This is a genomic window from Kitasatospora sp. NPDC093550, assembly GCF_044764985.1.
Taxonomy (GTDB): Bacteria; Actinomycetota; Actinomycetes; order Streptomycetales; family Streptomycetaceae; genus Kitasatospora.
Map to the genome: position 1 here is coordinate 22,826 of NZ_JBIWJF010000054.1, position 5,507 is coordinate 28,332.

Annotated in this window: 2 protein-coding genes; both read left to right on the plus strand. The window is 73.1% G+C overall.

From position 1 onward, the window contains the following. The first annotated feature begins 41 nt into the window (after positions 1 to 41). Entirely contained in the window at positions 42 to 3,926 is a 3,885-nt protein-coding gene (mobF, locus tag ACIRD3_RS39505) for a MobF family relaxase (protein ID WP_402226738.1), read from the plus strand. Positions 3,927 to 4,436: 510 nt separating this feature from the next. Continuing rightward, positions 4,437 to 4,580, plus strand: coding sequence for a hypothetical protein (locus ACIRD3_RS39510; protein WP_402226741.1), 144 nt, complete (start codon positions 4,437 to 4,439; stop codon positions 4,578 to 4,580). Positions 4,581 to 5,507: the final 927 nt, after the last annotated feature.

Below are 5,507 nucleotides of genomic sequence, written 5' to 3' on the forward strand. Positions count from 1 at the left end.
CGTTCGCCCGCCAGGTCCGCCGCGACGGCGACGCGCACCGTGTGCCGGTCGACGCCGTAGAGGACATCGCCGCGGCCGCCGGCCTCGACGTCGCCGAGCTGCTCGACGACGACAAGCTGACCGACCGCCTGGCCCGCGTCGCCCGCCAGGTCCGCCGCGACGGCGACGCGCACCGTGTGCCGGTCGACGCCGTAGAGGACATCGCCGCGGCCGCCGGCCTCGACGTCGCCGAGCTATACGACGCCGACGAACTCGCGCTCGCCCGCAAGCACCGCGACGACCGGATCTCCGTCCGCAACGCCGGGTACGACCTGACCCTCGATCTGCCGAAGTCCTACAGCGCCCTGTTCGGCGTCGCCGACGACGTCCTGGCCGCCGAGCTGGAGGAGGCCTTCCTGCAGGCCTGCCGCGAGACGTTCGCCGCGTACGAGGGCTGGGTCGGCTACACGATGCGCGGCCACCACGGCGACGGGAAGCGCGCCGAGCGCGTCGACTCCTCCGGGCTGCTCGGCTGGATGACCACCCACCGCTCCGCCCGGCCGGTCGGCGGCGGAGCGGGCGATCCGCACCTGCACGTCCACATCGCCTTCGCCAACCTCGCCCGCGCGGTGGACGACGGGAAGTGGCGCGCGCCAGGCGCCGGCGGCCGGGACGTCCACCGCCACGCGCTGGCCGCCGACGCGATGGTCAAGGCGCGCCTGCGCGAGCTCACCGGACAGCGCTTCGGGATGCGCTGGGAGCGCTCGCCGGAGACCGGAGCATGGGAGGTCGTCGGCATCCCGCAGCAGCTGCGCACCGCGTTCTCCCGCCGGCACCTGCAGATCGCCGACGCGGTCGGCGAGGGCATGACCACCCGCGAGCAGAAACTCGTCGCGCAGCAGCTCGCCGAGGGCAAGAGCGACCAGTCCGCCAGCGAGCGCGGCGATTGGCTGCACCGGGCCCGCAGCGTCGACGTCGACGGCCGTCCGCTGGACGTCGACGCGATGGTTCGCGCGGCCGTGCCCCGATGGGACGGCCCCGGCGGCGGGGCGGCCCCCGGCCCGACCGGACCCGGGGGCCCGCAGCTGCCCTCGCCCGAACGGATCGCCGCGTGGATCTGGCGCGAGGACGGCGGCCTGGTCGAACACACCAAGGTGGTCACCCGCGCCGCCGTCCTCGCGGCCGTGATCGACGCCTGCCCGCGCGGCCTGGCGAGCGCCGAGCAGGCCGAGCGCCTCACCGACCAGGTCCTCGCGGTCGAGGGCCACGCCGTGCGCCTGCCGGACCAGGGCGCCGACCACATGACCAACGCCCAGCGCTACACCCACACCTCGATCCTCGCGGCCGAGCAGACCATCACCGAGACCGCTGCCGCCCGGCTCGGAGAAGGCGCCGCCCGGATCACCCCGGCCGCCGCAGAGCTCGCGCTCGCCACGTTCGAGGCGACCCGCGGATTCCGGCTCAGCGACCAGCAGCGCCACGTCGTCCACCGGCTGCTGACCGCCGGTCACGGCCTGGACGTCGTCGTCGGCGTCGCGGGCGCCGGCAAGACCACGCTCATGGAAGCCGCCCGGGTCGGCTGGGAAGCGGCGGGCCTGCGCGTCTGCGGCGCGGCCACCGCCGCCGTGGCCGCCGCCAACCTCGCCACCGAGGCCGGCATCGAGTCCTCGACCATCGCCGGGTGGCTGCGCGCCGACCATCCCGGGCCCGGCCTCGACCAGGTCGACGTCCTGGTCGTCGACGAGGGGGCGATGGTCGACGACCGCGCGGTCGCCGAGCTGCTGCGGCGCGCGGGCGCCAGCGGCACCAAAATTGTGATGATCGGCGACCCCCAGCAGCTGCGGGCGATCGGCGTCGGCGGAGGATTCGCCGCAGCCCACGCCCTGGTCGACGGCGCGGTGCTCACCGAGAACCGGCGCCAGCGCGACGCCGCCGAGCGGGCCGCGCTGGAGGTCTGGCGCGCGGGCGCCCGCACCACCGCGCTCGCCGCCTTCGCGGAGGCCGGCCGCGTGCACGCCACCGACACCGCCGAGCAGGCCCACACCGGCATGCTCACCGCCTGGCTCGACCAGCACCGCCGCTGGCAGACGGACCCGCACGAGCTCACCGAGCGCCTGGTCGTGCTCGCCGCCACCAACGCCGACGTCGAACTGCTGAACGCCGCCGCCCGCCGCCTGCTCCAGGAACAGGGCCAGCTCGCCGACGAGCGCACCTACCGGCTCCCCGGTGGCCGCACGCTCGACCTCGCCGTCGGCGACCAGGTCCGCGTCCGGAAGAACGACTACCGCTCCCGCCGCGACAGCTCCCAGCCCGACGTCCTCAACGGCTTCCGCGGCGTGGTCCGCGAGATCGACGAGAGCGGCCGGGCCCTGGTCGAGTGGCGCCGCTCCGGCCCGGACGGCCACCGCCTGCAGCAGGCCTGGATCACCCCGGACCAGATCGCCGCCAGCGCCCTCTCCCACGGCTACGCGATGACCATCGCCGCCGCCCAGGGGCTGACCGCCGACGTCGCGCTCGTCTACGGCATGGGCGCCGACGCCCACAGCCTCTACCCCGCGCTGTCCCGGGCCCGGGAGGCCAGCCACCTGTGGATCCCCGCGATGCTGATGGAGGACGAGCAGACCCGCCTGCGCCTCGGCGAGCCGCGCACCCCGGACGAGCGCCTGCGCCGGGCCGTCGCGGCGTACGGACGGGCGCTCGAAGGCGACCAGCCTGACCGCCTGGTCCTCGACGAGCTCACCGTCGACCGCGCCCTGGCGCTGCCCCACCGGCGGGCGGCCGACGACGGCGACTACCTGCTCGCTCCTCCGGCCGCGCCGGTTCCATACCCCGAGCCCCGGGAGCCCGGCGCCCCGGTCGCCGAGGCGGACGAACGACGGGGCGGGCCGCTCGAAGACGTCGACATCGACCGCCTAGTCGAGGCCGGCCGCGAGCGGGCCGCCGCCGGGATCGAGCTCCCCAGCGAGGAAGAGATGGAGACGATCACCGCCGCCGAGGCCGCGCGGGTGCGCGCCGAGCTCGCGCGGGCCGCCGTCGAGGCGGGCATCGCGCCGTGGCAGGACCGCCGGTACGGCGCCCTGCCCACCGGATCGCTGCTACCCCAGGCCGAGGAAGCGGAGAAGGACGCCGCCACCGCCGGCCGCAAGGCCGAACAGCTGCAGGCCCACGCCGACATCGCCCGCTCGCTGCTCGGCACGCCGGAGGCCCCTGGCCAGCAGCGCGTCGACGACGTGACCGGGCTGCTGGCCGCCGTCGCCGAGCAGGTCGAGCACGTCCAGACGCTGGAGCGATTGCTCCGCCAGGCCGGCGCGGACTGGGCCGCCGCCCGGGAGGCGAAGGAGAAGGCCGAGCGGCAGGCCGCCCGCGGCCGTCTCGCCCTGCGCCTGGACGGGACGAGCCGGGCCGAGCAGCAGGAGGCCGCCGCGCAGGCATTGGCCCGACGGATCGCCGCCGAGGACCGAGAGCGGGAGCTCCGGCAGCTGCTGCACACCGCCACGCAGGAAGCCGTCCGCCTGCTGCGGCCCGTCGCCAGCACCCTGATGGTCACCCCGTGGCCCGCCGGCGACGGTACGCAGATGGCCGAGCGCCTGGCGGACCTGCAGCAGGCCCTGCCCGCCTACGCGCGGCTCCACGCCGGCCAGGACCAGCAGCGCGTCAACCGGCTGCAGGCCCAGGCCGACGAACAGCGCTCCCTCGCCGCCGAGAAGCAGGAGCGGGCGTCCGATCTGCGCACCGAGGCCGCCGTCCGGACCACCCTGTCCCCAGAGCGCCAGGCCGCCGAGAGCACCGAGCGCACCGCCCACCGCCTCGCCGTGGCCACCCAGCGCGCGGCCGAGCAGGCCCGGCGGGCCGCCCGGCAGGCCGAGGCCCAGCGGATCGCCGAGCAGAACCGCGGCCGCTACGAGCCGCCGACCCAGGGCCGTTCCGGGCCAAGCCGGGGCCGATAACAAGCTCCGCGTGGTCCTCGCCTCGGAGCAGAACCAACCGTGTCGAGGACGCCGAGCGGCTCTAGGCCCGCCGCACCGACGCCGTGCACCTGCGCTCGGCCACCATGCGCGGACCCGGCCACCCCAGGCTCCTCCAAGAGCACCGTCGCACCGTCGCAGCGGCCTGGCGGGCCGGCCTCGGCCGGTCCGCCAGGCCGCTGCCCGACGAGCCGACTGCCGAGGGCTGCGGAAAAGGTGATGCCCGCAACCTGCGGGTAACCACGGCGGCGGTTGCCCGCCATATGGACTGACCTGGGCGAATACGGAGATCCAGCCGCGCAGGTAAAGAAGGGCCCCCGCCCTTTTCCCCACGATTCCGCATCCATCCTGGACCGACTATCACCCGGGGATACTTCCGAGCCGTTCCTGGGCCCCGGGAAACACCTTCACCCTCTGGTAATCTCTACCCAGGTGATCGCAATGCCGATCACCCTCCACCCCCTTCTGACCAAGGAAGGAGGTGAATCGGGTATGAGCCACACGACTGGCAAGCCGCCGAGGCGGCCGCGCAAGTCGGTGTGGATCCTGCTGCGTAGGTGCAGTCTCGTCTTCGGCGTCGTCGCCGGCGGCGCGCAGGCCACCTACTGGCTGCTCCAGCTGGGACACCTGCTGTAGCTCCAGAACGCAATGAGCCCAGCCGCTGCAACGGCCAGGCTCATGCAGGGTCACACTCGGTGACACCGGCCCTCCGCGTCTGACCTGTTACGACGGCGCGGGGGGCCTTCCCATGTCCAGACTTCGTTACTACGTGCTCCCGAAGTCTTGGTTTCCAGAAGCTTCAGGCTGGCGTCCAGCCCGCTGCTTCACATGGATGAGCATACACCAACGGATATTGTCTGTGGTTGCATCCGTTCCGCGCTTTGAAATTATTCGTCGCGCGAAGACCCTCTAGAAGTAACAGAGTTTCTTACGTCTTCCTTTTCGCAAGAAACCTCTTCAAGTTACTTCATCGGATGTGAGAAACCTGAAGCAACCACTTCGCTCTTCAGGACTGAGTGAGATGCGTCAGAACGTTCTGCTGCGTCTTCATCTGGTTGTCGTCAGGGCAAACCAAACGGGTTGTAGTGATCCTGCAGTCCCAGTCCCGGACACCAGTGGCCAATGCGTCGGGGCACTGTCCGGACGGCGTCCGCGGTGTCCCTCACTGCGGGTGCGACGGTCTGCGTGGCACTGCGCGAAACGTCCCTGTGCGGGTGTTGCGCCAGCCGGCGGGGACAGTCGAGGACGTTGACGCCCGTCATTGTGTCCCCAGTCGCGGACGCCGGCGGACACCAGTGGCCAATGCGTCGGGGCACTGTCCGGACGGCGTCCGCGGTGTCCCTCACTGCGGGTGCGACGGTCCGCGTGGCACTGCGCGAAACGTCCCTGTGCGGGTGTTGCGCCAGCCGGCGGGGACAGTCGAGGACGTTGACGCCCGTCATTGTGTCCCCAGTCGCGGACGCCGGCGGACACCAGTGGCCAATGCGTCGGGGCACTGTCCGGACGGCGTCCGCGGTGTCCCTCACTGCGGGTGCGACGGTCCGCGTGGCACTGCGCGAAACG

Bases quoted from the DNA above. Each gene is read 5' to 3' on its own strand.
- ACIRD3_RS39510 (WP_402226741.1), top strand. From the start codon at position 4,437: ATGAGCCACACGACTGGCAAGCCGCCGAGGCGGCCGCGCAAGTCGGTG.